The sequence below is a fragment of the Butyrivibrio sp. MC2013 genome (assembly GCF_000424585.1).
GTDB lineage: Bacteria > Bacillota > Clostridia > Lachnospirales > Lachnospiraceae > Butyrivibrio.
Map to the genome: position 1 here is coordinate 23,343 of NZ_AUKE01000023.1, position 25,555 is coordinate 48,897.

23 protein-coding genes, 1 tRNA gene, 1 pseudogene and 1 riboswitch are annotated in these 25,555 nt (G+C 43.3%); of the genes and pseudogenes, 21 read left to right on the forward strand and 4 right to left on the reverse strand.

Annotated features, from left to right (window positions below; genetic code table 11):
• Nucleotides 1-16: 16 nt before the first annotated feature.
• From G636_RS0111895 to G636_RS0111915, 5 genes are all read left to right on the forward strand, one after another.
• A complete protein-coding gene (locus tag G636_RS0111895) occupies nucleotides 17-1,249 on the forward strand; it encodes a site-specific integrase (RefSeq protein WP_026508230.1) in 1,233 nt (410 codons plus the stop codon).
• A 118-nt stretch (nucleotides 1,250-1,367) separates the two neighbouring features.
• The gene (locus G636_RS21105; protein ID WP_026508231.1) at nucleotides 1,368-1,610 is read left to right on the forward strand and encodes a hypothetical protein; all 243 of its coding nucleotides are present in this window, start codon (nucleotides 1,368-1,370) and stop codon (nucleotides 1,608-1,610) included.
• On the forward strand, nucleotides 1,588-2,088 hold the full coding sequence (locus G636_RS0111905; RefSeq protein WP_026508232.1) for a GNAT family N-acetyltransferase: 501 nt from the start codon (nucleotides 1,588-1,590) through the stop codon (nucleotides 2,086-2,088). The genes G636_RS21105 and G636_RS0111905 overlap by 23 nt, the downstream gene beginning before the upstream one ends.
• A gap of 82 nt (nucleotides 2,089-2,170) precedes the next feature.
• A complete protein-coding gene (locus tag G636_RS18435; RefSeq protein ID WP_035779624.1) occupies nucleotides 2,171-2,905 on the forward strand; it encodes a Type 1 glutamine amidotransferase-like domain-containing protein in 735 nt (244 codons plus the stop codon).
• 43 nt (nucleotides 2,906-2,948) lie between these two features.
• A complete protein-coding gene (locus G636_RS0111915) occupies nucleotides 2,949-3,599 on the forward strand; it encodes a CatA-like O-acetyltransferase, family 3 (RefSeq protein ID WP_026508233.1) in 651 nt (216 codons plus the stop codon).
• Nucleotides 3,600-3,751: 152 nt separating this feature from the next.
• Here G636_RS0111915 and G636_RS0111920 read toward each other — a convergent pair whose 3' ends face one another.
• The 4 genes from G636_RS0111920 to G636_RS0111940 all read right to left on the reverse strand — a co-directional run bounded on the left by G636_RS0111920 (nucleotide 3,752) and on the right by G636_RS0111940 (nucleotide 10,443).
• Nucleotides 3,752-5,458 (reverse strand): methyl-accepting chemotaxis protein, encoded by a 1,707-nt coding sequence (locus tag G636_RS0111920; protein WP_026508234.1) that lies wholly within the window; start codon nucleotides 5,456-5,458, stop codon nucleotides 3,752-3,754.
• A gap of 16 nt (nucleotides 5,459-5,474) precedes the next feature.
• Nucleotides 5,475-6,719: an extracellular solute-binding protein gene (locus G636_RS18440; RefSeq protein ID WP_035779625.1), complete on the reverse strand. Its 1,245-nt coding sequence runs from the start codon at nucleotides 6,717-6,719 to the stop codon at nucleotides 5,475-5,477.
• Nucleotides 6,720-6,937: 218 nt separating this feature from the next.
• On the reverse strand, nucleotides 6,938-8,443 hold the full coding sequence (locus tag G636_RS0111935) for a carboxypeptidase M32 (protein ID WP_035779626.1): 1,506 nt from the start codon (nucleotides 8,441-8,443) through the stop codon (nucleotides 6,938-6,940).
• Nucleotides 8,444-8,697: 254 nt separating this feature from the next.
• Nucleotides 8,698-10,443: a methyl-accepting chemotaxis protein gene (locus G636_RS0111940; protein WP_035779628.1), complete on the reverse strand. Its 1,746-nt coding sequence runs from the start codon at nucleotides 10,441-10,443 to the stop codon at nucleotides 8,698-8,700.
• Nucleotides 10,444-10,543: 100 nt separating this feature from the next.
• Nucleotides 10,544-10,619, reverse strand: a riboswitch (cyclic di-GMP riboswitch).
• 292 nt (nucleotides 10,620-10,911) lie between these two features.
• On the opposite strand from G636_RS0111940, the gene G636_RS0111945 reads away from it, so the two are divergent.
• From G636_RS0111945 to G636_RS0112020, 16 genes and pseudogenes are all read left to right on the forward strand, one after another.
• The gene (locus G636_RS0111945) at nucleotides 10,912-12,537 is read left to right on the forward strand and encodes a P-loop ATPase, Sll1717 family (RefSeq protein WP_026508237.1); all 1,626 of its coding nucleotides are present in this window, start codon (nucleotides 10,912-10,914) and stop codon (nucleotides 12,535-12,537) included.
• 204 nt (nucleotides 12,538-12,741) lie between these two features.
• Nucleotides 12,742-13,602 (forward strand): IS1096 element passenger TnpR family protein, encoded by an 861-nt coding sequence (locus tag G636_RS20020; RefSeq protein WP_081668427.1) that lies wholly within the window; start codon nucleotides 12,742-12,744, stop codon nucleotides 13,600-13,602.
• 37 nt (nucleotides 13,603-13,639) lie between these two features.
• The gene (locus tag G636_RS21005; protein WP_256379610.1) at nucleotides 13,640-13,762 is read left to right on the forward strand and encodes a hypothetical protein; all 123 of its coding nucleotides are present in this window, start codon (nucleotides 13,640-13,642) and stop codon (nucleotides 13,760-13,762) included.
• Between the two features lie 30 nt (nucleotides 13,763-13,792).
• A pseudogene (locus G636_RS20025) lies at nucleotides 13,793-13,915 on the forward strand (ArsC/Spx/MgsR family protein); the annotation flags it as partial.
• 738 nt (nucleotides 13,916-14,653) lie between these two features.
• The gene (locus tag G636_RS0111965; protein WP_026508239.1) at nucleotides 14,654-14,881 is read left to right on the forward strand and encodes a PF20097 family protein; all 228 of its coding nucleotides are present in this window, start codon (nucleotides 14,654-14,656) and stop codon (nucleotides 14,879-14,881) included.
• A gap of 390 nt (nucleotides 14,882-15,271) precedes the next feature.
• On the forward strand, nucleotides 15,272-15,706 hold the full coding sequence (locus G636_RS0111970; protein ID WP_026508240.1) for a DUF3574 domain-containing protein: 435 nt from the start codon (nucleotides 15,272-15,274) through the stop codon (nucleotides 15,704-15,706).
• A gap of 132 nt (nucleotides 15,707-15,838) precedes the next feature.
• Nucleotides 15,839-16,465 (forward strand): flavodoxin family protein, encoded by a 627-nt coding sequence (locus tag G636_RS0111975; protein WP_026508241.1) that lies wholly within the window; start codon nucleotides 15,839-15,841, stop codon nucleotides 16,463-16,465.
• A 24-nt stretch (nucleotides 16,466-16,489) separates the two neighbouring features.
• Complete coding sequence (locus G636_RS0111980) at nucleotides 16,490-17,632, forward strand: glycerate kinase family protein (RefSeq protein ID WP_026508242.1); 1,143 nt, start codon at nucleotides 16,490-16,492, stop codon at nucleotides 17,630-17,632.
• 44 nt (nucleotides 17,633-17,676) lie between these two features.
• Nucleotides 17,677-18,111: a protease inhibitor I42 family protein gene (locus G636_RS0111985; protein WP_026508243.1), complete on the forward strand. Its 435-nt coding sequence runs from the start codon at nucleotides 17,677-17,679 to the stop codon at nucleotides 18,109-18,111.
• A gap of 167 nt (nucleotides 18,112-18,278) precedes the next feature.
• Nucleotides 18,279-19,685: an MATE family efflux transporter gene (locus G636_RS18455; protein WP_051226964.1), complete on the forward strand. Its 1,407-nt coding sequence runs from the start codon at nucleotides 18,279-18,281 to the stop codon at nucleotides 19,683-19,685.
• A 17-nt stretch (nucleotides 19,686-19,702) separates the two neighbouring features.
• Nucleotides 19,703-20,470 (forward strand): YdcF family protein, encoded by a 768-nt coding sequence (locus G636_RS18460; RefSeq protein ID WP_035779638.1) that lies wholly within the window; start codon nucleotides 19,703-19,705, stop codon nucleotides 20,468-20,470.
• A gap of 50 nt (nucleotides 20,471-20,520) precedes the next feature.
• Nucleotides 20,521-22,497 carry an RsiV family protein gene (locus G636_RS0112000; RefSeq protein WP_026508244.1) on the forward strand — a complete coding sequence of 659 codons (1,977 nt, stop codon included), beginning with the start codon at nucleotides 20,521-20,523 and terminating at the stop codon, nucleotides 22,495-22,497.
• 155 nt (nucleotides 22,498-22,652) lie between these two features.
• Entirely contained in the window at nucleotides 22,653-23,588 is a 936-nt protein-coding gene (locus tag G636_RS0112005) for a CAP domain-containing protein (protein WP_081668434.1), read from the forward strand.
• 153 nt (nucleotides 23,589-23,741) lie between these two features.
• On the forward strand, nucleotides 23,742-24,524 hold the full coding sequence (locus G636_RS0112010; RefSeq protein WP_196803103.1) for a hypothetical protein: 783 nt from the start codon (nucleotides 23,742-23,744) through the stop codon (nucleotides 24,522-24,524).
• Between the two features lie 92 nt (nucleotides 24,525-24,616).
• Nucleotides 24,617-24,689 (forward strand) — tRNA-Ala (locus tag G636_RS0112015).
• A gap of 101 nt (nucleotides 24,690-24,790) precedes the next feature.
• Nucleotides 24,791-25,153 (forward strand): heavy-metal-associated domain-containing protein, encoded by a 363-nt coding sequence (locus G636_RS0112020; protein WP_026508247.1) that lies wholly within the window; start codon nucleotides 24,791-24,793, stop codon nucleotides 25,151-25,153.
• Nucleotides 25,154-25,555 lie beyond the last annotated feature (402 nt).

Sequence of the window (25,555 nt, forward strand, 5' to 3'; positions counted from 1 at the left end):
GGGAAAGGAAAGAAAAATGGCGAAAGTTAGGAAAGATGGCAAGGGTCGCGTGTTGCATAAGGGTGAAATGTACGTTAGAAGCAAGGGGTTATACAGCTTCTCATATACGGATGCTTTTGGTAAGAGAAAGTACCTGTATTCCAAGACGCTGGAAGACCTCCGGGACAAAGAGCTGGAGCTTCAACGCAACAGGGTTGACAGGCTCGAAGCCTATGTCATGGCAAAAGCGGATATCAACTATGTGTTTGACCGCTACATTGCCACCAAAAGCGAGCTTCGAAGTACAACGATGACTAACTATGTTTACACCTACGACCGTTATGTGCGGAAAGGATTCGGCAGGAAGCAGATCACAGAAGTAAGGTACTCGGATGTTCTGACATTTTACCAGGCTCTTTTGGAAAAAGGTTTATCTGTCAGTACGGTAGAGTCGGTACACAGTGTGCTTCACCCGACATTTCAGCTTGCAGTGAGAGATCACATACTGAGAAGTAACCCCTCCGATGAGGTTATCAGTGAGATCAAGAAGAAGCTGAAGGGAAGACCGGAACCCAGACATGCGCTCTCTATAGAAGAGCAGAGAGCTTTTCTGGATTATCTGGACAAGCCGGAGTTTTACAGGTGGAAGCCCCTTTTCGTAACAATGTTTGGAACTGGCTGCAGAGTGGGAGAGATTATCGGCCTTCGGTGGTCTGATCTGGATTTTACAAATGGATCGATCAGCATTAACCACAACGTGACCTATTATCCCAGGAGTGATAAGGGTTACAGATGCGAATTTCAGGTATCTCTGCCCAAAACAAAGGCTGGAATCCGTACCGTTCCGATGCTGGAAAAGGTAAAGGAAGCCTTGGAACTTGAGAAGAAAAACCAGAAGCAGTATGGATACCATTCGCTTGTGGAATTGGATGGAATGAGCGGATTCATCTTTTGTAATCGTTTTGGCAATCTTCACAACCCTGCGAGCATCAATCGTGAGATCAAGCGCATTGTCGATGATCACAATGCCCAGGAAGAGGTTAAAGCCAAGCGTGAGCATAGGGATCCGGTTATGATACCGAGGTTTAGCTGCCACATTACACGCCACACATTTTGTACCAGGCTCTGTGAGAATGAGACCAATGTAAAGGTGATCCAGTCTGTCATGGGACATAAGGACATTCAGACAACGCTGGATATCTACGCAGAGGTTTCTGAAAAGAAGAAGAAAGAAATATTTGATAATTTGAACAACGACAATATCTTTTAGGAAGGGTCCGAGCGGGGGATCCTGGAAACAAGAATTGTTGTACATCAAAAATACCGTTGGTCATTCAACGGTACAGCAGAATGTCAAATCCGATATGTGTAATTATGAGGATATATGAGTGCTGAAATCCTTTATCGGGGCTGATATGAGGCTTTATGAGCGGTTTGGGATAGGTTTACATAATAATCACGACATAGAAGTGCATCCCTGCACTTCTGAGCATGTCGAAATACATCCTTGTATTCCCGACAAAGCAGGCTTTATCACCGGTGAGAACATCTGCATAGATGGCGGAATGACCAAGTTGATGATATATCATGGCGAACATGGATGGACATATGACGATAAGAAAAACGACTGAGAAAGATCTGAAAAGAGTAATGGAAATATATGGCTACGCCAGAAAATTCATGGCAGATCATGGAAATCCAAATCAGTGGGGAAGAAGAAACTGGCCTCCGGAGGAGCTGATCAGGTCTGATATCGAAAAGGGCTGTAGTTACGTTTGTGAGAATAATCATGGAGATGTGGTCGGAACATTCTTTTTCAACCATGGAAAAGACATCGAGCCTACCTATGTGACAATTGATGATGGTGAGTGGATTGGAGACGATATCTATGGAGTGGTACATAGGATAGCTTCTGACGGTTCTGAAAAGGGAATAGGTTCTTTCTGTATCAAATGGGCATTGGACCAATGTGGACATCTAAGAATAGATACCCATGGAGACAACACAGTGATGCAGGGTATGCTGAAAAAGCTTGGATTTACTCATTGCGGTACGATTTATGTTTACGAAGACAACGATCCAAGACTGGCTTTTGAGAAGATAACGTGATGCTTTGCTATGGTATTTCGGCAGAAGAATTGAAGCAGTCATATTTGGAAAAGTATAAAAAGAATATGGGGAGATAGTAACATTGAAGGCAATTTTGACAAGTTCACTCGGTGGGCAAGTAATAATAGATGGTAAGAGGCTTCCGGCTAAGCTGCCGGAAACCAACGGATTATTAAAGTGTATTAAGGATGTTTGGAAAAAAGATTCCAAGGTAATGATCATCAGCGGATCTCCTGAATATTTTGACAAAAATGACAGCGTATTATTCTGTCTGAAAGGAGCATTTTCACTAAGTGAGCTCGGTACCTCGGAAGTGCTGATGTGTGATGAACGGAACAAAGAGATCATAGAACGACTTCCCGAAATAGATGTGCTGATTCTGGCCGGAGGACATGTGCCGACGCAAAACAGTTTTATGAAGACTATAGGGTTAAAAGAACGCCTGCAGTCTTGGGACGGTTTACTGATCGCCTGGAGCGCCGGCTCCATGAACTGTGCAGAAATGGTATATGCAGGCCCGGAACTCCCAGGGGAGGCAATTGATCCGAATTATCAAAGATGGATTAGTGGTCTTGGAATAACGAAAACTAATATTTTCCCTCATTTCGAGGCGTTAAAGGATGAAATGCTTGACGGAATGAGGCTGATAGAGGATATTACATATTCCGACAGCATGGGACACGAGATAATCGCTTTGAATAATGGTAGTTACATCGTTGTAGATAATGGCGTAGAGATCCTTTATGGTGAAGCATATAGTATAAAAGACGAAGTACTGAAACAAATATGTATAGATGAAAAATATATACATATATAGAATAATGGTTCATTCCCAATCGGGATTTGTAAGGGTGAAGAAAATGAATTATAAAGTAATTGACAAAGAGACATATTATCGTAAAGGCGTATTTCGCCACTTTACGGAAGATTGCAAGTGCTCAACCTCGATAACGTCTAGAATAGACGTAACAGAGCTCGTCACACATTCAAAGAACACAGGAACGAAGTTTTATGTTAATTTCCTGTATATTCTTTCAAAGGTTATGAATTCACGTGAAGACTACAGAATGGGATACCTTTGGCAGACAGATGAGCTGATCTGCTATGACGTGATCAATCCAACACAGTATGTTTTTCATGAAGATACGGAAACCTGTACGCCGGTATATACAGAGTATTTTGAGGAATATAAAAAGTTTTACACTGGTGCTTTAAATGATGTTGAGGAAGCGAAGAAAACTCGTGAATATGGTTTAGATATGGCAAATCATCCAAACTGGTTTGATGCATCTTATATATCATGGCTTTCGTATGACTCGCTTAATATTGAATTGCCTGATGGACATTTATTCTTTTCTCCGATTATCAATTGGGGGAAATACAGAGAGGAAAACGGTAGACTTGTCATGCCTGTGACCGTTCGTCTAAATCATGCAATCGCTGATGGCTATCTGGTTGCAAACGTATTTCGTCTGTTGGAACAAGAAATCAAGTCTTTCATGAAACTCTAATCGCTAAATTCAAATTATATATAAGCCTCTGCCATCATGATCCAGATGACAGAGGCTTATTTATGAGAACAATATGCTTGAATAAACTTATTCTTTATTCGCACTAAGCTGCTTCAAAAATCAAGCTACTTGTATCAATTAAACCAGCTGCATCAACTAAAGTAGCTGATGGTATCTGTCAGATCGCTTGCAAGATTGCTAAGACCTGAAGCGCTGTTATTGATAACATCAAAGGTATGGCTGAGATCCTGCATAGAACTGCTGGTCTCTTCAGATGAAGCCGCATTTTCTTCTGAGATAGCTGACAGATCTTCGATCAGGTCATTAAGATGTGTTCTTGCATCGGACAGTCCCTGGATCTGGCCGGATATATCAGAAGCGCTCCTTGTTACTTCGTTTATGCCTTCCTCCATCATACCCATATGTTCCTTGGTGGTCCTGAGCTGTTCTACCTGCTCGCCTACATTGACAGAGAGTACATTGATAACATCCACAGATTCGCCTGCATCCTTCATTAGCTCTGTTACGATCTCGTTGATCTTATCGGCACTTTCCTTGGACTGAGCCGCCAGATTACTGATCTCTTCGGCTACAACTGCAAATCCCTTACCTGCTTCCCCGGCTCTTGCTGCCTCGATGGAAGCATTTAGAGACAGGAGATTGGTCTGTGTAGCGATAGCATTGATCGTATCGGAGAATTCTGAGATGTCCTTGGCGCTGTTATTGGTCCTCTCAATGGTGGTAGAGATGATGCTCATAGAATCAGCAACCTTGTGAGACTGGCCTACCAGTACTTCCAGAGCTTCCTGTGTCTGTTCGCTTCTTTCCTTCATCTGGCCGGATGCATCATTGAGAACCTGGATATTGGAGGTGATAGCTTCGATGCTGTCGCCAATGGAGGATGTCTGAGCTGCTGCATTTTGCATACTTCCTGCCTGTGAGGAAGCACCTTTTGATATTTCTTCTACTGCATTTGTTACCTGATTTGCAGACTTACTGGCATTGTCAGAACCTTCTGCCAGCGCATTGCTTGAGTCGGCCAGCTTGGTAGACATATTCTTGGTCTTATTGATGATCTCGCTTAGCCTTGTTACCAGTTCGCCGGCGCTGTTACCAATCTCGCCCAGTTCATCATTTCTCTCTATGATATCTTTTCTGATCTCCACATCAAGGGAACCACTTGCCAGGCGGCTCAGCTCTGATGATACGTGGCGCATCTTCTCAGAGACACTCTTATTCAGGAAATATCCCATAATAAATACAATGACCAGGATCGCTACCGTAATACCTATGAGCAGGGCATTGATAGCGGTAATTGCAGCAGATATATCCCCTCCTGCACGGGAGGTTACTACCATACCAGCCACACTGCCATCAGAATTTTCCAGTGGTGTGTAATAATTATAAAATCTGTTTCCTTGAATTTTGATATCTGTTGAGTAATAGTCATTGCCTGCATTGATCGCAGAAACGGAAGCACTGGGAGCGAAGCTTGATGCATCACCACTGCTGATGGGAGCAGAGGTGGCCATGATCTTTTGGCCATAGAAGAGTGTATAGCCTATACCTGTCTCTTCAGTGAGCTCATCAATCTGCTTTTGAAATTCCTCTGCAACGGCTGCACCGCCTTTAAGGAGCTCGCCGCTGTCTGACAATGTCCAGTCGCCGTCATACTCATAGGACATCTGGCTGTGCAGGTGGACGGCTGTTGCTGACAGCTCTTCCTGGACCAGATTCTTATAGGTACTGCTGATCTTGATCGCGCTGACGGCAAAGAGGGAAAGGGAAGCCACCAGTACGGATACCAGAGTAACCAATATGAGTTTGCCTATCAGTCCAAATCTAAATTTGCTCTTCATAGTGTACCTCCGTTTCCTAATTATCTGTTGCCAGGATCTGACTTGTCAGTTCATCCAGTTTGGTCTTAAGATTAGATTCATTTACTTCTCCGCCAACAACAGCGTTACCAAAGTCTCCCATAGGGCCCCAATAGTGATCCATCTGGGAAATGCTGGGCTGACTGGTAGCATAATTGGCCTGAGATTTGAGGGCTACAGCTACGATATCACTTTCCACTGCGCTGTCTGCTGCCAGGTTGTTGAGAACAGGTATCTCGCCGTTATTCTCGTAGCGTCTGAGGCAGTTCTTTTTATTTCCCAGATATACTGCAAGCTTCTGTGCGGCTTCCGGATAAGCAGTAGCAGAATTAACTGCTATGGTTTTGAAATCCACAAAATTGGAGAGTCTATATGCTTCAGAACCCATCTGGGCCGTGGGAAGAGGCGCTGCTCCTAGCTTGTCGCCCAGTATTTCCTTGAGCTCAGGAGCTACCCAGGCTCCTGATGTATAGGCGCCGGCGTTACCTGCTTTAAAGGCTTCATAGCCCAAGCCTTCAATGTCATCTATGTATTTGGGATTGTTGACCAGGTCCAGGATGTAGTTTCCTGCTTCCATGCCCTTATCGGAATTAAAGGTGCAGTCCGTAGCGTCCTTGCCGTCTGTACCAAAGAGAGTACAGCCGTTACCAAGGAAGAACATTTCCAGGTACCAGGAATTGGTCAGAGTAGAAGAGAAGTTGTATTTGCCTGCTCCAAAATCCTTACTCATCATGATCTCCAGGCTTTGAACTTCGCTTTCTGAATAGAAATCTCTGTTGTAGTACATAAAGAATGAATTAGGTGAAAAAGGAATGGCATAGCGATTGCCATCTACCGATACAGCATTAATGGCGCTTTCAGGCAGGTCCATTTCCAGCTTATCCAGATCATGGGTGATGGGAAGGAGATAGCCTCCCTCATTCATGGACAGGATACCGCCACTTGGAAGATAGAAGATGTCAGCAGGCTCTACTTCGCCCGCTTTGAGGAGATCTGCACCCTGATCTATGCCTATGGGTTCGATCAGATAGTCGATCTTATACTCTTTGTGTACAGCATCAAAGTTACGTACCAGCTGATCAGTCATCTCCATCTCACCTTCCGGGACCCAGATACGGAGACTTACGTCCTGACAAGGGACAGCTTCTTTTTCTGCCCTTTCGATAACATATGAACCTTGTCCGCAGGAGGAGAGAGCAAGACAGATGCAGCTTAGGAGTGATATAATCTTGTATTTTCTCATATACAACCTCATTTCAAGCCTGCCTTGTCGCCTTGGAAATGCAAGAGCGAAAATTGAACACTACAAGTGATATATCGGCGGGATTGAATGGGCGGTAAAGAAAAATGGAAAATTATTCAGAAAAAAAGTTTCCAAATAATAGTCAAGTTTATTGAACTATCTTATACAAAAAAGCAGCTGCATAAAAGCATATAAGCCTCTGCAGCTGCACTTGTTTCTTATTCGTTTGTCAGATCATAGAGAGCACAATATCTCTTCTTAAAGTATCTTATAACAGGCTCTGCAGTGAGCTTTTCGCCGCAAACATCTGCGAGCACTTCTGAGGAGATCCTGCTGGCACCGTAGCGGTGGATATGCTCCTTAAGCCATGCAGTGATCTCTTTGATCCTTCCCTCGGCCAGGACATTATCCAACTCGCCCAGGTCCTTTTCAATAGCTTCCAGGAACATGCCATCATATATGGTGCCCAGTAGGTATGAAGGGAAATAGCCAAAAGACCCGTCAGACCAGTGCATATCCTGAAGAATGCCCTCGCTGTCATTTGCAGGTGTGATATGGAGGAGCTCCTGCATCTTCTTGTTCCATGCAGCAGGAAGGTCATCTACGCTTAGCTTATTTGAGAAGATGTCACGCTCGAGCTCGTAGCGGAGTATCACATGAAGGCCGTAGGTCAGCTCATCTGCTTCGGTCCTGATCATGGAATTCTCCACTCTGCAGATCTCTCTGTGGAACTGCTCCAGGGTGATATCCTTAAATTCAGGGATGATCTCAACTACCTTGGGCCATATGGGCTTCCAGAAATTGATATTCCTGCCCAGTACGTTCTCATAGAATCTGGACTGACTCTCATGCAGCCCCATGTAGTCTACATTTGCTCCTGATGTAAACTCATATTTAGGATCTATGTTCTGCTCAAAGAGGGCATGACCGCCTTCGTGGATGGCAGAGAAGATAGCAGAGATGATATCGTTTTCGTAATAATGATTGGTAATTCGTACATCATCCAGGTTCATATTGGTGGTGAAGGGATGCTCAGTCTCAGCCTGGGCAAACCTGGTCATGTCCATACCCATGTATTCAACCAGGAATTTACAGAGCTTTGCCTGCTTGTGGGCAGGGATCTTCATGGTAAAGAGTGAATGGTCGGGCTGAGGGCAGGCAGTAACCTTTTCTACAAGGGGGACCAGCTCTTTTTTGAGATCGGCAAATACCTTGTCGATCATCTCGCAGGTCATACCTTCCTCGTAGCGATCAATGAGGGCGTCGTAAACATCCTTATCCGGATCTGTGTAGCTTGTCATTTTCTTTACAGCATCTATGGTCTTTGCCAGGGGCTCCTTGTAGGAAGCCCAGTCATTGTTTTGCTTGGCTTTAGGCCAGCAGATAGCAGATGCATTGGTGGTCCTTACATATTCTTCATAAAAGTCTGCAGGTACGCGCCTCATTTTTTCCAGTTCTCTCTTTGATCTGAAAATATCGAACTTCATCACATCATCCAGCTTGTCATATTCACCGGGCTCAGCCAGGTCACAAACCAGCTTGTAGTATTCATCTGAAGTGCTCTTTTTGAAAGCCTCTGTAGAAAAATAAGTCATTGTGTCAGAAAGCTTCTCCTTGGCGCCATCTGGAGCCATAGTCTCCAGATCCCAGTACATAAGGGACAGGGCGTGGTTAAGGTATGAGAGTTCTTTGCTTTTTTCTTTGTAATCTTCAAGTAATGTCATTTTCAGCCTCCGGGTGTAGTAATATTTTGTGTAATGGAACTTGATCAAATTTAGACTTTATTATTGTGCTAATAAAGCCTCTTGTTAATTTTATCATAAATAATTTGATGTATTTATAGTTATCGTATTTCTTTTTGATCCTTTCTCCTGCAATCCGGATGATAATAACTGTTTTTATAAACAAAAAGCCCATCATATTTGGCTGTTAACCACTTATGATGGGATCTTTGCGTTATCGTTTTATTTTGTTTTATTTATGCAGATATCTTCTCAATTGTGAAGAATGACATCTTCTCATTCAGTGTCTCTGCCATATCCCTGAGGTCATTGGCAGCATTGCTGATAAGAGCAAAGGTGGAGTTGAGCTCTTCCATGGAAGCGTTGGTCTCCTCGGAAGAAGCGGCGTTCTGCTGTGAAATAGCAGACAGCTCGGATATGATATCTGTAAAGCTTGCCTTGAGGTCGTTAAGTAGACGGATCTTCTCAGCGATCATCTTGGTGGAGCTCTCTACGTTGTTGACATTTACTACTACTGCATCCATATCGCCCTTGGTTGTGGTGAGCTGTGCGTTTTGCTCACGCATGCTCTCGCTAAGGCTCTCTATGGTCTCTACGTTCTTTTGAGACTCAGCTACCAGTCTCTCTACGATCTTATTGATAGATACTGCAGCTTCCTTGGACTGAGTAGAGAGATTACCGATCTCGGATGCTACTACAGTGAAGCCCTTGCCGTAATCACCGGCTCTTGCAGCCTCTATCGTAGCATTGAGGGAGAGGAGGTGAGTCTGCTCAGCTATAGCTGTGATGATGCTGGAAGCTTCTGCGATATCCTTAACGGAATCATTGGTGCTTCTTATCTGATCATTGATGTCCTGCATGGAGTTCATAACGTCTACGTTCTTGTCCATGAGGCCTGTAAGTGTATCTACTGTGCGGTTTGCACCTGTTAACATATCATTTGCTGCAGCAGAGAGGTCTTCAATCCTGTCTGTGATATCATCTATGCTGTCACCCATTTCATTGGTATTGTGTACTGAGCTCTCCATGCTCTCAGCCTGGCTCATAGCGCCCTTACTGATATCTTCAACTGCGCCTGTTACCTGCTCGGATATACGGCTGGCTGTCTCAGCAGAATTGGCAAGATTGATGCCGGACTTTGTAACATCCTCTGAGAGCTTCTTGGTAGCGCTGATAACATCCTGCAGCTTGTCACGAACCTGAGCAGAGCTCTCTGCGATGACGCCCAGTTCGTCCTTACGCTTGAAGGTACGCTCTTCGATATAGAAGTCCAGGTTACCGTCTTCCAGGTTCTGAAGTCCGCCGACGATGTCTCTGATAGATTTGGATGTCTGTGATACCAGAATACGTGCTACTACAAGGTTAAAGAGGAAGAAGCCCAGGAAGGTAAGTGCTATTGCTTTGGAAGCTGCTGCCAGGTTGCCATCTATAAGTGTTGTGTCGCGACCTGCAAAGAGCATACCTACAACAGATCCGTCTGAATTGGTAAGAGGCATGTAGTATGCATACCAGTTCTGACCTGCTATCTCTACATCAGAAGCAAGATATTCATTGCCCTTGCCCAGAACCTCAGCTACTACCTCAGGAGAAGCCTGAGTGCCTTCCATACGCATACCGTTTTCATCTGTAAGTGAAGTGATATAACGTGTATCACCGTAGAATACTGTATAATGCATGCCGGTCTTCTCATGAAGCTCATCAAGCTGCTTTTGATATGAATCATGGATCTCTGCCTGGCCCTTCTTGAGATCTCCGTCTTCCGACAGTGACCAGTCGCCTTTCCATTCGTGTGATATTTCATCATCCATGAGGACAGCAGCTGCTTTGAGGCCTTCCTGGAAGGATGCAAAATATGCTTTTTTGATATGGCTGTATCCGATGTTACCTACAGTTCCTGCCATAAGCAGAGCAAAGAATGAAGCGATGAGGATGATAGTCCTGACCATATTCCTGCTTTTTTTCTTTGTTGTGTTCTGTTTCATTTTTGAAATACCTTTCTGATCGCTCCGCGATCTGAGTTAAAAAAATAAATACAAAAGAGCACGGGTACATGTCCCGTGCTCCAAAAAGTCTAAGTGTTTAAACTGCAACTGGCTGACATGTTAAAGTCCCTATAGCTTTGCGCCACAGGCTTTCGCTTGCTTTTCCCCGATATTTTGTTTCGAACCAAAGTGAATTATACGGAGGAAACTCACAAAAAGCAACTGGTTTTTCAAAAATAATCGTGATTCTATATTTTGTAATATAGACTATCGAATTACCGTTTGGTGATTGTAGATTTTGCACAATTGATTTTGATAACATGAATATAGATGCGGCTTCCGGCTTAAATGGCCTATTTGCAAATATTCCCTGATTTTATATCCAAGAATGTATTGTTTGTGCTACTATTGATATATCTGCAGAAATGAGCATTATCGCTTTATATTCTATATTATCCGGGGGGAGACATGAGTAAGAAGGAATTACAGCTAAAGGATATCTATTTTGGCAAGACAGATGCTTATAATGAGTATCTGGAGTACGGCACAGACACCTTTAAGGGCCTGTTCTTTGAATTTCCAAATATTGACATATCAAAATTATTAAACGGCTCTACCTATTATATATTCGGTAATAAGGGTACGGGTAAGACCATGCTCCTAAAGTACCTAGAGAGCGTGGTATTAGAGGAGCCTGCAACCCAGTTTACGGAGTTTATTCGCTTTAAGCGTGATATAGACGATGAGGAGCGCAACAAGATCAAGAGATCCAGCGTGGTTGGTAACTCTTTTGAAGAGATAATCGATAAGGATATCCCCAATGATTTTACCCTGGACTGCTCTCTGGCATGGCAGGTCTATCTCATCAAGGTCATTGTGAACAGACTGGCTGAGACTGAGTACGGCGTGTTCGACAGGACTGACGAGAACTGGATCAGGATGTGCGACCTTATAGAGGCTATGTACGGCTCATTATCAGACAAGAGCTCTGTGAAGAAGATCCTGCCTCAGATGAAGAGGGGGAATATCACACTTAAATATAAGGAAGCTGCTAATCTCAATCTTGAATTTGAATGGGAGGATGAGGAAAAGAAGCAGGTGCCCTTCAGCACTGTGGCAAAGGAGATAGTGGACCTCTATTCCAAACTTAAGCCTGTAGAGGATAAGATCTATATCTTTATAGATGAGCTGGAGCTGTCCTTTAAGAACAGCAAGAAGTATCAAAGGGATGTGGCGCTGATCAGGGATCTGATATTTGCCATAGAATACCTGTCAGATACCAACAGGACCAAAGGCTATAATGTATACCTCCTCACAGCTATCCGAAGCGAAGTATATAAGCAGATCATATCCAAGGGCATGGAGATCAATAAGACAGTACATGACTTTGGCGTATTGATCTCATGGGAGCAGAAGGGCGGCAATCTCAAGGAACATCCCCTGTTAAAGATGCTGGAGAAGAGGATCAGATATACGGAAGAGCAGCTTGGCATAGAGCCTGCTGCCGATGTATGGGATGCATATTTTGTGCCTACTATATCTGAATCCGAAAAGGATGTAAAAAACTACATCCTGGATCAGACCTGGCTTAAACCCAGGGATATCATCAGGCTCTTCACCATCATCCAGCAGCAAAAGGCACTGAAGACCAAGGTGGATCAGGAATGCTTTGATGCTGCCAGAAAGAGATATGCAGAAGAGTCCTGGGCAGAATTTGAAGAATATCTCACAGTAAAGTACAGTGATACACAGGTAGAGGGCATTAAGAAGACTCTGACAGGTCTAAAGCTTCCCTTTACCGTCAAGGATTTTGAGAACAGTATAAAAGCCAAGAAGGGTTTCTATGAAGAAGTGGCTGAGCTGAGCAAGATTGGGGTGCCCGGAGTATTAAAGGATCTCTACAACGTGGGTATCATCGGCAATTATGGCTCCAACTCCAGGTTCATATTCAAGGGAGATGATGACATAGATCCTACAATGCCCATCACTATCCATTACCCCCTGATCCGCTTCTTTAAGGCATCCATTACCTTCTACACCAGCAGATCCAAGAATGCCCATATAAGTAGTGATTATGAATATCTGAGTAATTGAAAAAGTCGAGAGAAACGCTTCGAAATGCCAGAAAATTTTATCAAGCATACCAAGATAGAATTTCCCAAACATTGTTTACAGAATTTATAAACTTGGTGCAGGATTTGTGCCTGCATGGGCGGAGCTTGTTACAGATAGAATATAAAGGATTTAATAAATGATGATGGACTTGCAGCATAAAAGGACAAGGGAGCTTAAAACAATATGACACAATATACTTTGAAGGTTTATCCTCAGGGACAGGCAAGAAAAACATATAGGGTGATAGAGATATCGGGGAATGACACCCTGGACAGACTATGTGAGGTGATCCTTGCAGCTTTTGATTTTATCCATGAGCATATGTATGAATTTAGTATGACTGGAAAACTATACTCGGATGACAATTATTCCTGTGATCCGGAATATAAAGGACAGCCATCGACTGATACAAAGCTTGATAAGCTGGGACTTCAAAAGGGACAGAGGTTTATCCTGCATTACGATTTTGGCGACGACTGGGTATTTGAAATACAGGTGCAGGATATACATGATGAAAAGACCCGTGTGATTGCTCACGTGACAGAAGAAAAGGGAAGTGTTGAGCAGTACCCGGATTATGATGACTGGGAAGATGACGATGATTATGATGAAGAACCCGATGAAGCAATTGAAGCCAGAAAAGAGAACAAAAAGTATCTGGATATGTTTTTAAAAGACCTGATGGCTTCAGGGATTTCTGCTAAGACCATACAGAATCATATGGATAACGTTGATTTTTATCTGACGAATTATCTGCCATTTATAGATGAGGAATGCACGGACATGAAAGCTGGAGCAGAGTCCTTTAATCTTCGGGATTTTTTTGGATACTATTACATCCACAAGTGTATGTGGTCCACACCTAATAATCTTAAGACTACCGGAGCCAGCATAAAGAAGTTTTACAAGTGTATGGCAGATCATGGGGAGATAAGCAAAGAAAAATATAAGGAACTGTGTACTCTTTTCAAGGAAGAGATGGCAGACTGGCAGGAAGAGTGCCGCAGATTTAATGACGATGATGATGATTTCTTCCTGTTTTAAAAATGGGCTACTTGATATGAAACAGAGGTTGATGAATATGAAAAATGATACTAAAAGGGAATGGATTGTAACAGCAATATTGCTGGCAATATCATCATTGTTTGGATTGGCAGGATTTTTCGTTGGTCGTTCTGCATACAAAAAGACTATAAGCAAGTGAGGAAATAAAAAGTGGGATCAGTTATGCCGTGACGATGAAGTGTTGAATCTGCTTGCATCGGATGGAATGCTTGTGAAGAGACCATTGCTTGTTACTGACAATACTGTTCTTGCAGGCTTCAAGGAAGATGCATGGAAGGAAGCGCTTTTATAATATAGGGACAAAAGGAGCGGCAGCATAGTAAGGAGGGTAATGATATATGAAAATTACAAATCAGCAGATGAGACGATGGCTAAGAAAGTATGTTGAGCATTATAACGGAAAAGACAGCAGATATGTCATAGATTAATTTCATAGAAAATTATCCTGTTCAAAGCAGCGAGTGTCCGGCAATATTTCATGGGCTATTGTGGGGCAAAAAAAGCTTAAGACAGAGACAAATGTAGTGGGAGTACAATCTGATTTGCTTAAGATATGACTTTGTTAAAATGGGGCTGTAAAAAATGAGATAATCATTATTTCCAGCTCCCTTTTTATGGTCATAATATGAATTCTTAGTAGGTTATAATTCCAAAGTAAAAGCTAAAGGGGCAGTCTTTTGAGGTGATCCTCGGCTTTGATAATCTGAATATGTTTCACTTTAATAACTTTTAATAACTTGATTTGAGTTTAATAAGTTTTAATAACTTTTAATAACTTTGTCAATTGGGCATAAAAAAGTACCTCCACCGGGATCCTGCCGCAGTGAAGGTACTTTTATCTTGTTGGAAGATTCATCATTTGTTGCCATCCTCCTTTCTCTTGCTAATATATCTATCGGTATTATCTCGAAAAACTTTAGAAATGATTGATTTAACCTGGATATTTTGCTTATATTGCCATATATAATCATAGCCCGATATATTAAGCTTTATCTCAGAGACTCACATTTTAGAAGAGGGGAGCAACCATATGAAATGTCCATTTTGTGGAAATGAATTAAAAAAAGGAATACTCTATGGCGATGGAAGAAGCAAGGTCCATTGGAATGAAGGCGATAATAAACTACCTATGTTGGAAGAACTAGCAGGAAAAGGAACTTTATCAGCTGCCAAATATTCATTAACAATATTTACAATAGATTCCTACTATTGTGATGGATGTAAAAGAATGATCATTGAAACTAAAATAGAGAAATAAAATACTAAATGGTGTTCATATCAGGTTATGAACACCTTTTTTATGTTAATGATCCTGCATACAACGTCAAATGCGCATAAATACTGACAGTACAGCTGTCATATGCTATCATTATAGTATGTGTGAATATGATAAATGATGTATTATTAAATGACCATTCAGAAACACGCATTTACTGCGTGTTTCGTGAGAATATGAATCTAGCAAATAGGCCCAGCAACTTTAGTTGCTTTCAAATGGCCTATTTGCATACATTCTTGGATTTTTTATCCAAGAATGTATAGATTAATATATTTCTATCTTAAGGAGAAGGGATATATAAATGATTACCGGAGATTTAAAAAATAAAGTTGATTAAATATGGGAAACTTTATGGACAGGAGGAAAATTATGTCAAAGAAAACAGGAACTATCGCGATCGTCATTAGCGTGTTGGCAATCTGTATATCCATCTTCAGTTTATACAGAAGCACCTCGGAAAGGCAGACAGGAGCGGGAGACAAGGATATCCAGTATGTTATGTATCTTGGGACCAATGACAAGGATACCTATGAGCCTTTCGGTACGGCTGAAGAAGCAAAGGCAAAGGTCGATGAGTTGCTGACAAAGCACTTTGAGGGATTTACCATTCAGGAAGCGAATGGTGGCTGGACAAATGAGGACGGCACGGTATCTCACGAATATACCATCGTGATACTTTTAAGTGATACATCATCGGAAGAGGTACATAAAGCAGCGGACGATCTGATACAAGAGTTTAATCAAAGTTCTGTGCTTATTCAGGCAAATGAGACGAAAACAGAGTTTTATTCGGGTGGGGAATAAATGAAAAGGTAGAGAAGGTTACTCCTATAGGTAGACTGGTTCGAAAGGTTGTGGCGGATATTAAGAGCAATTCTGAACTATATGAAAAAGAAGCTTAAGTCTTGAGCTATTCGTAGGAAAGGAGATCACTCTATGGCAAAGGTCCTACTATTAAACGGCAGTCCTCATACCAAGGGATGTACCTATACGGCCCTGGAGGAGATGATAAAGGTCTTTGACAAGGAAGGCATTGATACTGAGCTCATACAGGTGGGTAATAAGGACATCAGGGGCTGCATCGCCTGCGGCAGCTGCTCTGAGAAGGGACGCTGCGTATTTGATGATCTGGTAAATGAGCTGGCGCCAAAGTTTGAAGCTGCTGACGGACTGGTGGTTGGAAGCCCTGTTTATTATTCTTCTCCCAATGGCACTATATTATCATTTATGGACAGGCTGTTTTACAGCACATCTTTTTCAAAGCATATGAAGGTTGGTGCTGCGGTGGTCAGCGCCAGACGCGGTGGCAATACTGCCAGCTTTGACGCACTTAATAAGTATTTCACCATCAGCGGAATGCCTGTGGCATCCTCCACATATTGGAATCAGGTACACGGCTTTAGCCCGGAAGATGTGAGAAAGGACCTTGAGGGATTGCAGACCATGAGGAACCTTGCCAGGAATATGGCCTTTATGATAAGGGCTATAGCTGATGCCAGGGGTAAATACGGCCTGCCGGAAGTTGAAAGAGACGCGTTTACCAGCTTCCCGGATGGGAAATGACGACGGGGAAGGGGCTCTAATATAATGAAAATATTAGCAGCATTTGATTCATTTAAGGGAAGCATGACTTCTCTTGAAGCAGGTAACGCTTTTGCCAAGGGCGCATTAATAGCTGATCCTGATATAGAGGTGGTTGTCAGACCCATGGCTGATGGGGGAGAAGGTACTGTAGATGCCCTTATAGATTCTATGTCAGGAGTAAGGGAGAGCGCTCTGGTAACAGGTCCTCTTGGCAGGCCTGTGAGAAGTGAATATGGCATTATCAGAGATAGTAATACAGCAGTGATGGAGATGAGCGCTGCCAGTGGCATCACGCTTGTGCCCGCTGACGAACTGGATCCTCTTCATGCCAGTAGCTTTGGAGTAGGCGAGCTCATAAGGGATGCCATTGGCAAGGGCTGCAGGAGATTCATCATAGGTATAGGCGGCAGCGCTACCAATGATGGGGGCGCCGGTATGCTCATGGCTCTTGGATATGATCTTATGGATGCATCCGGGGAGAGCATCTGTCTGGGAGCTGTTGGTCTAAGGAATCTGGCGAATATATCCACTGAGCATCTGATGCCGGAACTGGCTGAGTGCGAGTTTATCATAGCCTGTGACGTAGATAATCCTCTATGCGGACCCATGGGCTGCAGCGCTGTCTATGGACCTCAGAAGGGAGCGAGCCCATCTATGGTTGCAGCTATGGACGAGTACCTGGAGCACTTTGCGGATGTTACAGAGTCCTATATGCCTGCGGCTGATAAGGAATATCCCGGAGCCGGCGCAGCAGGCGGCATGGGTTATGCATTTATGGCATATCTAAAGGGCAGGCTCATGCGGGGCATAGATATAGTCATAGAGGAAACAGGTCTTGAAGATTACATCAGGGATGCGGATATAGTAGTCACGGGAGAGGGACTTATAGATTCTCAGACGGCTATGGGTAAGGCACCTGTGGGAGTGGCAGCTCTGGCGCAGCGTTTTCAGAGGCCTGTGATAGCCCTTGCGGGTGCCATAGGGCCGGGAGCCGCTGCAGTCCATGACCAAGGTATAAGCGCCGTCTTCCCCATTGTAAGAGGCGTGTGTGATCTGTGGTCAGCCATGGATCATGACAATGCCTGCCGGAATATGACTGAAACGGCAGAGGAGGTCGTAAGACTGATTAAGACCCTGCATTTCTGAGCATGTAAATATACTAAAAAAATATATACGGGAGGACTTAATATATGAGAAATATTGTGAGAAGATTATCTGGGCTGCTAGTACTGCTGGCTCTATTGATCACGGCATGCGCTTCATCAAAGCCCCAGACCATGACACTGTCTCTTGAATCCAATCAGACCACAGGCTATAGCTGGACGCTGGCCCAAGAGCCTGAGCTATTCGATGTTCAGGACGAGTATATTGAGAAGGATCATTCCGAGGATATGGTAGGTGTGGGAGGACAGCATATTTTTACTCTTACTCCCAAAATGGCCGGCAAGACCGAATTGACTTTTACCTATGCGCGTCCCTGGGAGGATCCAGAGACTGATACTACAGTGATCGAATATACTGTCATTGTATCTGATAAGATGAATATCACAGTAGAGTCCAGCAGATTTGCAGGGGGCAACGATATAAACGATGTTCCTGTGATACCGGATCCTGTCATTAAATAAATCCAAATATATAAAATAATCAAGATAACCCACCACCTTTAGGTGGTGGGAATATCTTGATTACGGGTGCGGGGTTATAAGCCCCGTACCCGTAGAACTGCGTCAGCAGTGATTTTATAACGAGCAAAAAGCGAAGCGTTTGCGAGTTTAACGTAAGGTTACTAGCGATGAATAATGATAATAAAAAGACTGTAGGGCAGGTTGATCTTATAAACGGCCCTATCATGAAGTCTATACTTGTATTTACAATCCCCATATTTATCTCTATCCTTTTTCAGCAGCTCTACAATGCTGCTGATACAGCTATTGTAGGGAACCTTCTTGGAGAGGATTCCCTTGCTGCCATTGGCTCTGTATCATCCCTCTTTGACCTCATCGTACATGTTGCCACCGGTCTTTGCAGCGGATTTGGTATAGTCATTGCCAGGTCTTATGGATCAGGGGACAGAGAGAGGCTGGGCAGGTCCGTAGCAGGAGCGCTGATCATAGGCGTCTTTACTGTGATCATTCTTACTATTATCAGTATCAGCTGCCTGCCATATCTCATGAGGCTGATCAATACACCTGATGCAATCTTTGATGAAGCTTTAAGCTATATCAGGATAGTGACCTCATTTCTTATAGTGACCTTTAGCTATAACCTTTTCTCCGGCATGCTCAGGTCCATAGGCAATTCTTTTATGCCTCTGGTATTCCTTATTATATCGTCTGTAACCAATATCATATTGGATTATAGCTTCATAGCACTGCTCCATACAGGTGTGGAGGGAGCTGCAGTAGCGACAGTGATATCCCAGGGCCTGTCTGCGCTTTTATGCCTTGTTTATCTGATCCGCAAGGTGGATATACTGATCCCCAAAAGGGAGCATTTTTCGCTGGACGTCGGGCTTATGAAGGAGCTGGCAGGTCAGGGCTTTGCCATGGTGCTCTTGACCTCCATTGTGAGCCTTAGCTCTGTTATATTACAGTCAGGCATAAACGGTCTGGGCAAAGAAACTATTGCTGCCCATGTGGCGTCCAGGAAGCTCTTTAGCCTGGCAGCACTGCCTTTTATATCTCTGCCCAATTCCGTATCTGTATTTATCTCTCAGAACAGGGGAGCTGATAAGGGTGAGAGGATCATTAGAGCCATGAACTATTGCTATATATTCTTTGCAGCATGCGCTGTAGTGGTATCCCTTGTCATATGGAACATAGCTCCCATTCTGGTACATTTGATCACTGGTTCAGATAATCCTGTGATCATCACTAATGGATCCAGATATCTCTATGTACTGGGGCCGTTCCTTGGAGTCCTTGGCGTGATCAATACCACAAGGTTTTCTCTCCAGGGCATAGGCTACAAGATCATTCCTGTGGTATCCAGCGTTATAGAGCTTATAGGCAAGATACTCTTTGTCCTCTTCCTGATACCAAGATATGAGTACGGCGCAGTCATATGGTGCGAGCCTGTTATCTGGCTCTTTATGGCTATGCAGCTGATCATAGCATGGTATAGCAATGACTATATTAGGGGACTGATGCACAGAAGAGAAGCTTATAATGCAAATGCAGTTAGTGGGGGACCGGATTGAATAAGGGGAAAAGATTTTTGAGAATTGTTTTATTGTTACTTACCATTTGCTGCCTTGTATACTCTGTAATCGTCTACAGGGTGGGCAGCGGTACCTTTTCATTTGTGATATGGATAGGGGCTGCAATATTTTGGGGCATAGCCTATTATCTGTTCGGCCATGGCAGGTGGGTTAAGCTCCCCCTTGGCCTTAGGACTACAGTATGCCTTTTGCTGTCACTGATATTTGTTACAGCTTCCATATGCATGACTTTAATGGTCAGCCATTTTGGGGACAAAGGGGAGAAGGACCTGGATTATATAATAGTCCTGGGAGCCCAGATGAGATATTACGGCCCCAGCATCATCTTTAAATACAGGCTGGATGCTGCCTATGATTATCTCATGGACAACCCGGATACAATCTGCATCATATCAGGTGCTCAGGGAGCCAATGAGCCCATCAGCGAAGGCGAGGGCGGAAGAGATTATCTCATAGCAAGGGGCATCAGCTCTGACAGGATCCTGGCAGAGACTCGTGCCAGGGATACCGGGGAAAATATAGAATATTCCCTAAGCCTGATAGAAGAGGATACTGTTAGTGATTCTGATTCTTATGCTACCGGGCTGAGGATTGGGATAGTGACCAATAATTTTCATGTATTCAGAGGGATGCATCTGGCCATGGCTCAAACTGAGAGGGAGGTCTATGGCATTGCTGCATATACCATGCCCCTATATCTGCCCAATAATATGATCCGGGAATGCTTTGGCATCCTGAGGGACCTGCCTAAGATGAGACTATAGTGCAACCTAGCCATGTTTTAGAAATGATTATTAAGGGAGAGTGTATATAGATGAAAAAGAAAAGTTTAATTGGAAAAATGATGATAATGATCCTCCTGACTGCCTCTCTGGCAGGCTGCGGAAATGCCAAAAAGCCTGACAATAGTCAGAACTTTGCAGGTGGAAAGCCTCTTTCAGGAGACGACTCCTCTAAAGAAGCTTCTGATGATAGCACAGAGGAAGTAAGGGAAGAAGCTGAAGATGAATCTGCTGCCGTGGAAGATGATGCCTCTGATGGATCAAATCCTGGGGATAATATTTATCTCAAGGAGCAGTATTCTTCAGAAGAAATATGCATAGTGGATCAGACAGGGGATCTTCAAGGCTATTACAAGAGTGATGATATCAAGAAGATATTTAAAGATAATAATAGTATATATGTGCCCGAAGACTTTTATCTGGAGCATGACGGGATACTCTATTACACCGCCTATGAAGATGGTAATTATGGCAATAATGCTATTTTTGCCATAGATCCTGTAAGCAGCGAGATGAGCAAAGTATTTGATCTTGGAGATAATGTTTACCTGGACTGCTTTGATTACTATAATGGCAGGATCTGTATGTCACTACTCATAGGAGAGTATGGCACCAGGAGGGAATATTCCAATTATACTATTATCCCCTCGGATAGTGCTTCATCTTTTGAAATCAGTGAAGATCATAGCCTGGATGCCTTCTGCGATGCTCTAAGCGATTATGATTACAGCTACTACAGAAGCAGGAATAATCGCGAAGCTTTTGAAAGGGTACTTGATGAAGTGGGTTATTTTATCAAGGGCCGGGATGATGACTACTTTATGATCAGGGCTGATGGCAGCGCCGATATGGTAAAGGGGATACCCTCAGTAAACGGTCATATAGAGAGCTATGATAGTCATAACATTATCTATGTAGAGCAGAATGATAATTATAAAGATATCGCCATCTACAATATAGACTGCGAGACAGGTGACTGCAGGGCTCTTGACATTGATATGGGTGGCTATGAATTTGCAGCCTTTGAAGATGGCATTTTATATTATATTCTCACTGATGACAGTGAGTACGGTATGCCTGTAAGGGAGCTCCATGCATATAATATGGAATCAGCTTCTGACAAGGTTCTTTGCAAGGGCAGCAAAAAGCCCGGCACTCAGTACCTAACAGCTCTTGATACACTGATAGTTAATAGCGGCAAGGTCTTTTACAAGGATTATGAGGGTGGAAGCCTTGGCTGGTATATGGCAGACCTGTCTAATGGAGAGCTGGATCCTGTGAGGCTGGATATAAGCCTTAGCCAGATCGATACCTTTAATTATGGAACAGTAGATCATATCAGCCGCACAGAGAAATGTCCTTATTGCGGTACTCCTCTTGATAAGGCTTATGCAGAGATCCTGGTATTATCAGATGATATTTCGCCTAAAGCAGGCGAGATAAATGCTGCTATCAGAGAGCATATGGAGAAGAGTACGGCGCCGGATCCTAATTGGGATGAATATCTTAGTGAAGATGAATGCGAAGGACATCTTGAAGCGCCTGTTATCTATTGCACCACCAATGATTATAATATTTCCAAGGTCAGGATCCTTGATGACAGATATCTCACAGTGGATATTGACGGATATTGGTTTGGCGGCGGTGCTCACGGCTATCCCTCCAGAGATCAGATGATATTTGATCTGCAAAGCGGAGTAGAGGTGACCCTGGCAGATTTCTATAAGGGAAGCGAAGAGGATTTCAAGGCTCTTGTAGCCACTAAAGTCCAGGAAGACCTAAAGAGCTATGAGGCAGATGATTTTGAGGGTAGTCCTTATTTCTCAACAGATACAGAGGCTATATATAACGATGCCTATGAATCAGCCAATATGGAAAATGTATATATAGATGAAAATGGCGTGACAGCATATTTCTATCCCTATGAGCTTGGCGCCTATGCAGCCGGCTTTATAGATATTCCTGTGAGTTTTGAGGAACTCCTTGGAAGAGACTGCCTGGGAGAGTGAACTCTTGTTGGACGCCCTGTTCTTATTTCATTTGGGAGAAGACTTATATGGACAAAATACGAGATTATCTAAAGGCAAACAGCAATGTGCAAAGCCAATGCTGCATGGTAACTGATATCCGGCGATGATCTGCGGCTTCATATGAGAAAGGACAAATGATGAATAATAAAATGAAGATGATCTATATCGTAATAGCTGCGCTGCTGGTCACTAGTTTTGGCCTTCTCATCATCTTGTTCACAGGATCAGGTAAAAAGACCATATCCCAGGAATTTACTGACACAAGAGCATATCGCACAGCTATAGATGTGATCTATGATGATCTCAATATGCTCATAGACCCTGTTGTACGTGATCCGTCAGGGACCATGGACTATGAAGCTCTTAGATCTGAAGCAGCAGCTGTATATACAATGGTCAATGATAAGAGGCAGTCTATGGGGCTTAAGCCCCTTGTGTGGGATGCAAGGCTGGAAGAGTCTTCTTTTATCAGAGCAGAGGAGCTGGCATATACTTTTGATCATACCAGGCCCAGCGGTGAAGCCTGGTATATGGCAGATCCTGAGTATATCTACGGCGAAAGTATCTATAAGGGCTACAAGAGCGCAGAGGCTTTTGCTGATCTATGGCTGGATAACAAGGCTGACAGTGATAACTTTCTATGTGATTTTTTTACCAGGATAGGTATTGGAATATATGAAGATGCTTCAGGATACTGCTACTGGGCAGCCTGCTTTGGCTGCGACAGTATAAAGGTGAGCATGATGGGCACCGGGCGCGGTGCAGACGTATGGATACTTCAAGACACGGATGCTAACAGGACTATGAGTACCTGGGGGCCCGCCATGATAAAGCTGGATAAGACTGATGATATGTCTGCTTCGTATATACCTGTGGCTGCCGATAAACACTATTTATTCAGGATGATTGATGAAGATGAAATCTATTATGAGTGCAAGATAGACCGGCTTCTTGCGGGCTGGACAGTCTCCATCGAGAGCTCTGAGGATGGATATGAAGACATATTGAAGGTATATGATGACAATGGCGAGCTTGTATCAGAGAATATTCTATTTAGGGTCGCTTTGTAATAAGCAATGACAGATAATCTGCCGATATAGGAAACGAGATGTTTTCTGACTTTACCTGATATCGTAGTTATGAAATGCAGAAGCTTTCTGATATACGGTAATGTAGTTACCCGAAAGGCGGCAGAAATGAGAAAATCAGCCCTTATTATATGTTTGCTATTATCAGTTTCGCTTATTGCATGCTCGTCAGCTTCCGTGAATGAGCCAAGCGAGGTTTATCCCGCAGCCAGCAGCGGCGGGATCAAAGAGGATGCTGCAGAATTAAATGCAGAAGATACATCTGCCGGGGAAGAGACTCTTCAGGACATAACAGCTTCTTCTGATGGGAGCTTTGAACTGACAGTAGAAGAAAGAGAGTTATCTGATGAGGAAAAGGATAATTATATTTCTTCCTATAACGCACTGATGCTGGATGGCAAGGGCTATATGCTAAAGACTGCGTCTATGCTCTTTGCTTTTGGAAGTGATGGTAAGAGCAGTTATACAGAAATCTGTGCTGATGATGGCACTGTATACTATGCTTACTATAGCTCAGATACCGGAAGCTATGCCAGGATCCTGGAAGATGGAGAATATCATGTATATCATACAGACGAATCGGATTTGTCTACTGCTGAGTCAGACGGTAATCTGTCCCGGGATAATATGAAATACTATGGCTATGCTCTTTCTGATGGCCAAAAATATGATGTGATATACAGCACTCTGGATTTTTCCTCCGATCGTCAGGACATCTATCTTTACTACGACGGCTATGAGCTTGCAGGCTACAATTATGATGTTTTGGGAGTTACAGACAGTGGGCAGATGGGCAGGCTTAGCCCCTGGGATGCAGAGCTTCCCGTTGACATGCAGACAGTAGATGAAGAGACCACATATGATGATATCAGTGAGAAAATGATAACAGCTCTGGAAGAAAACGGCTATTTTGATTAAATAATACATACTTTCGCGATCATAATGATTATGATACTATATAAAGCATAGAGGTAAGCCATTGACTATATACGATGGCTTAAGTTTTATAAGGGGCATTAGCGCAGTTGGGAGCGCATCACACTGGCAGTGTGGGGGTCACGGGTTCAAGTCCCGTATGCTCCATTTTTTTATTGATGATTCTTTGAAGGATTAAAACCCGCATTTATAGGGTTTTAATTTTTGGATAAGAGTTAGATTATGCTAACAGTATATCGGGAGAAATTATGAATATTAACGTTTTGGTCATATTGATATTACTGCTTGTTTTTGCTTTAGCGATAAGAGGCTCTATAAAGCATTTACGAGGACAGGGAAGCTGCTGCGGAGGCGGCAGTTCTACAGTCAGAGAAGCTGATAAAAAGTTAAATGGTCCTGTTATCCAAAAGAAAGTTTTTGGGATCGATGGAATGCACTGCGAAAATTGTACTGAGAGGGTGAAGCGGGCTCTCAACAGGATAGATGGCATATCAGCAAAGATTAACCTTAGAAAAAAGGAAGCTCTGGTCCTCTATGAGAAGGAAGTGGAGGATGATATCCTTATCGCTGAGATTGAGAGACTGGGCTACAAAGTGATCTCTGTTAAATGACAGTTCATCGGATATATGAGTTTGTCTATAGTCTGTTATTGTGAAAAAGTTGATAGCCATTAATTAGTCTTATATATAAAATAATCAAGATAACCCACCACCTTTAGGTGGTGGGAATATCTTGATTACGGGTGCGGGGTTATAAGCCCCGTATCCGTAGAACTGCGTCAGCAGTGATTTTATAACGAGCAAAAAGCGAAGCGTTTGCGAGTTTAATGGAACAAATGAGCCCTATTGATCATTGAGGAAGCTGATAAATAAAGCGATAAGCTTTATTTATTGGCTTTTTGGAATATATGGCATTTATGTGAACTACTCGGTAATTGAATTACCGAGCATCAAGTGCGCACGGCTGACGCCGTGTAGGTCTTGGGTGCGTCCATAACACCAGTACTGTTTTTT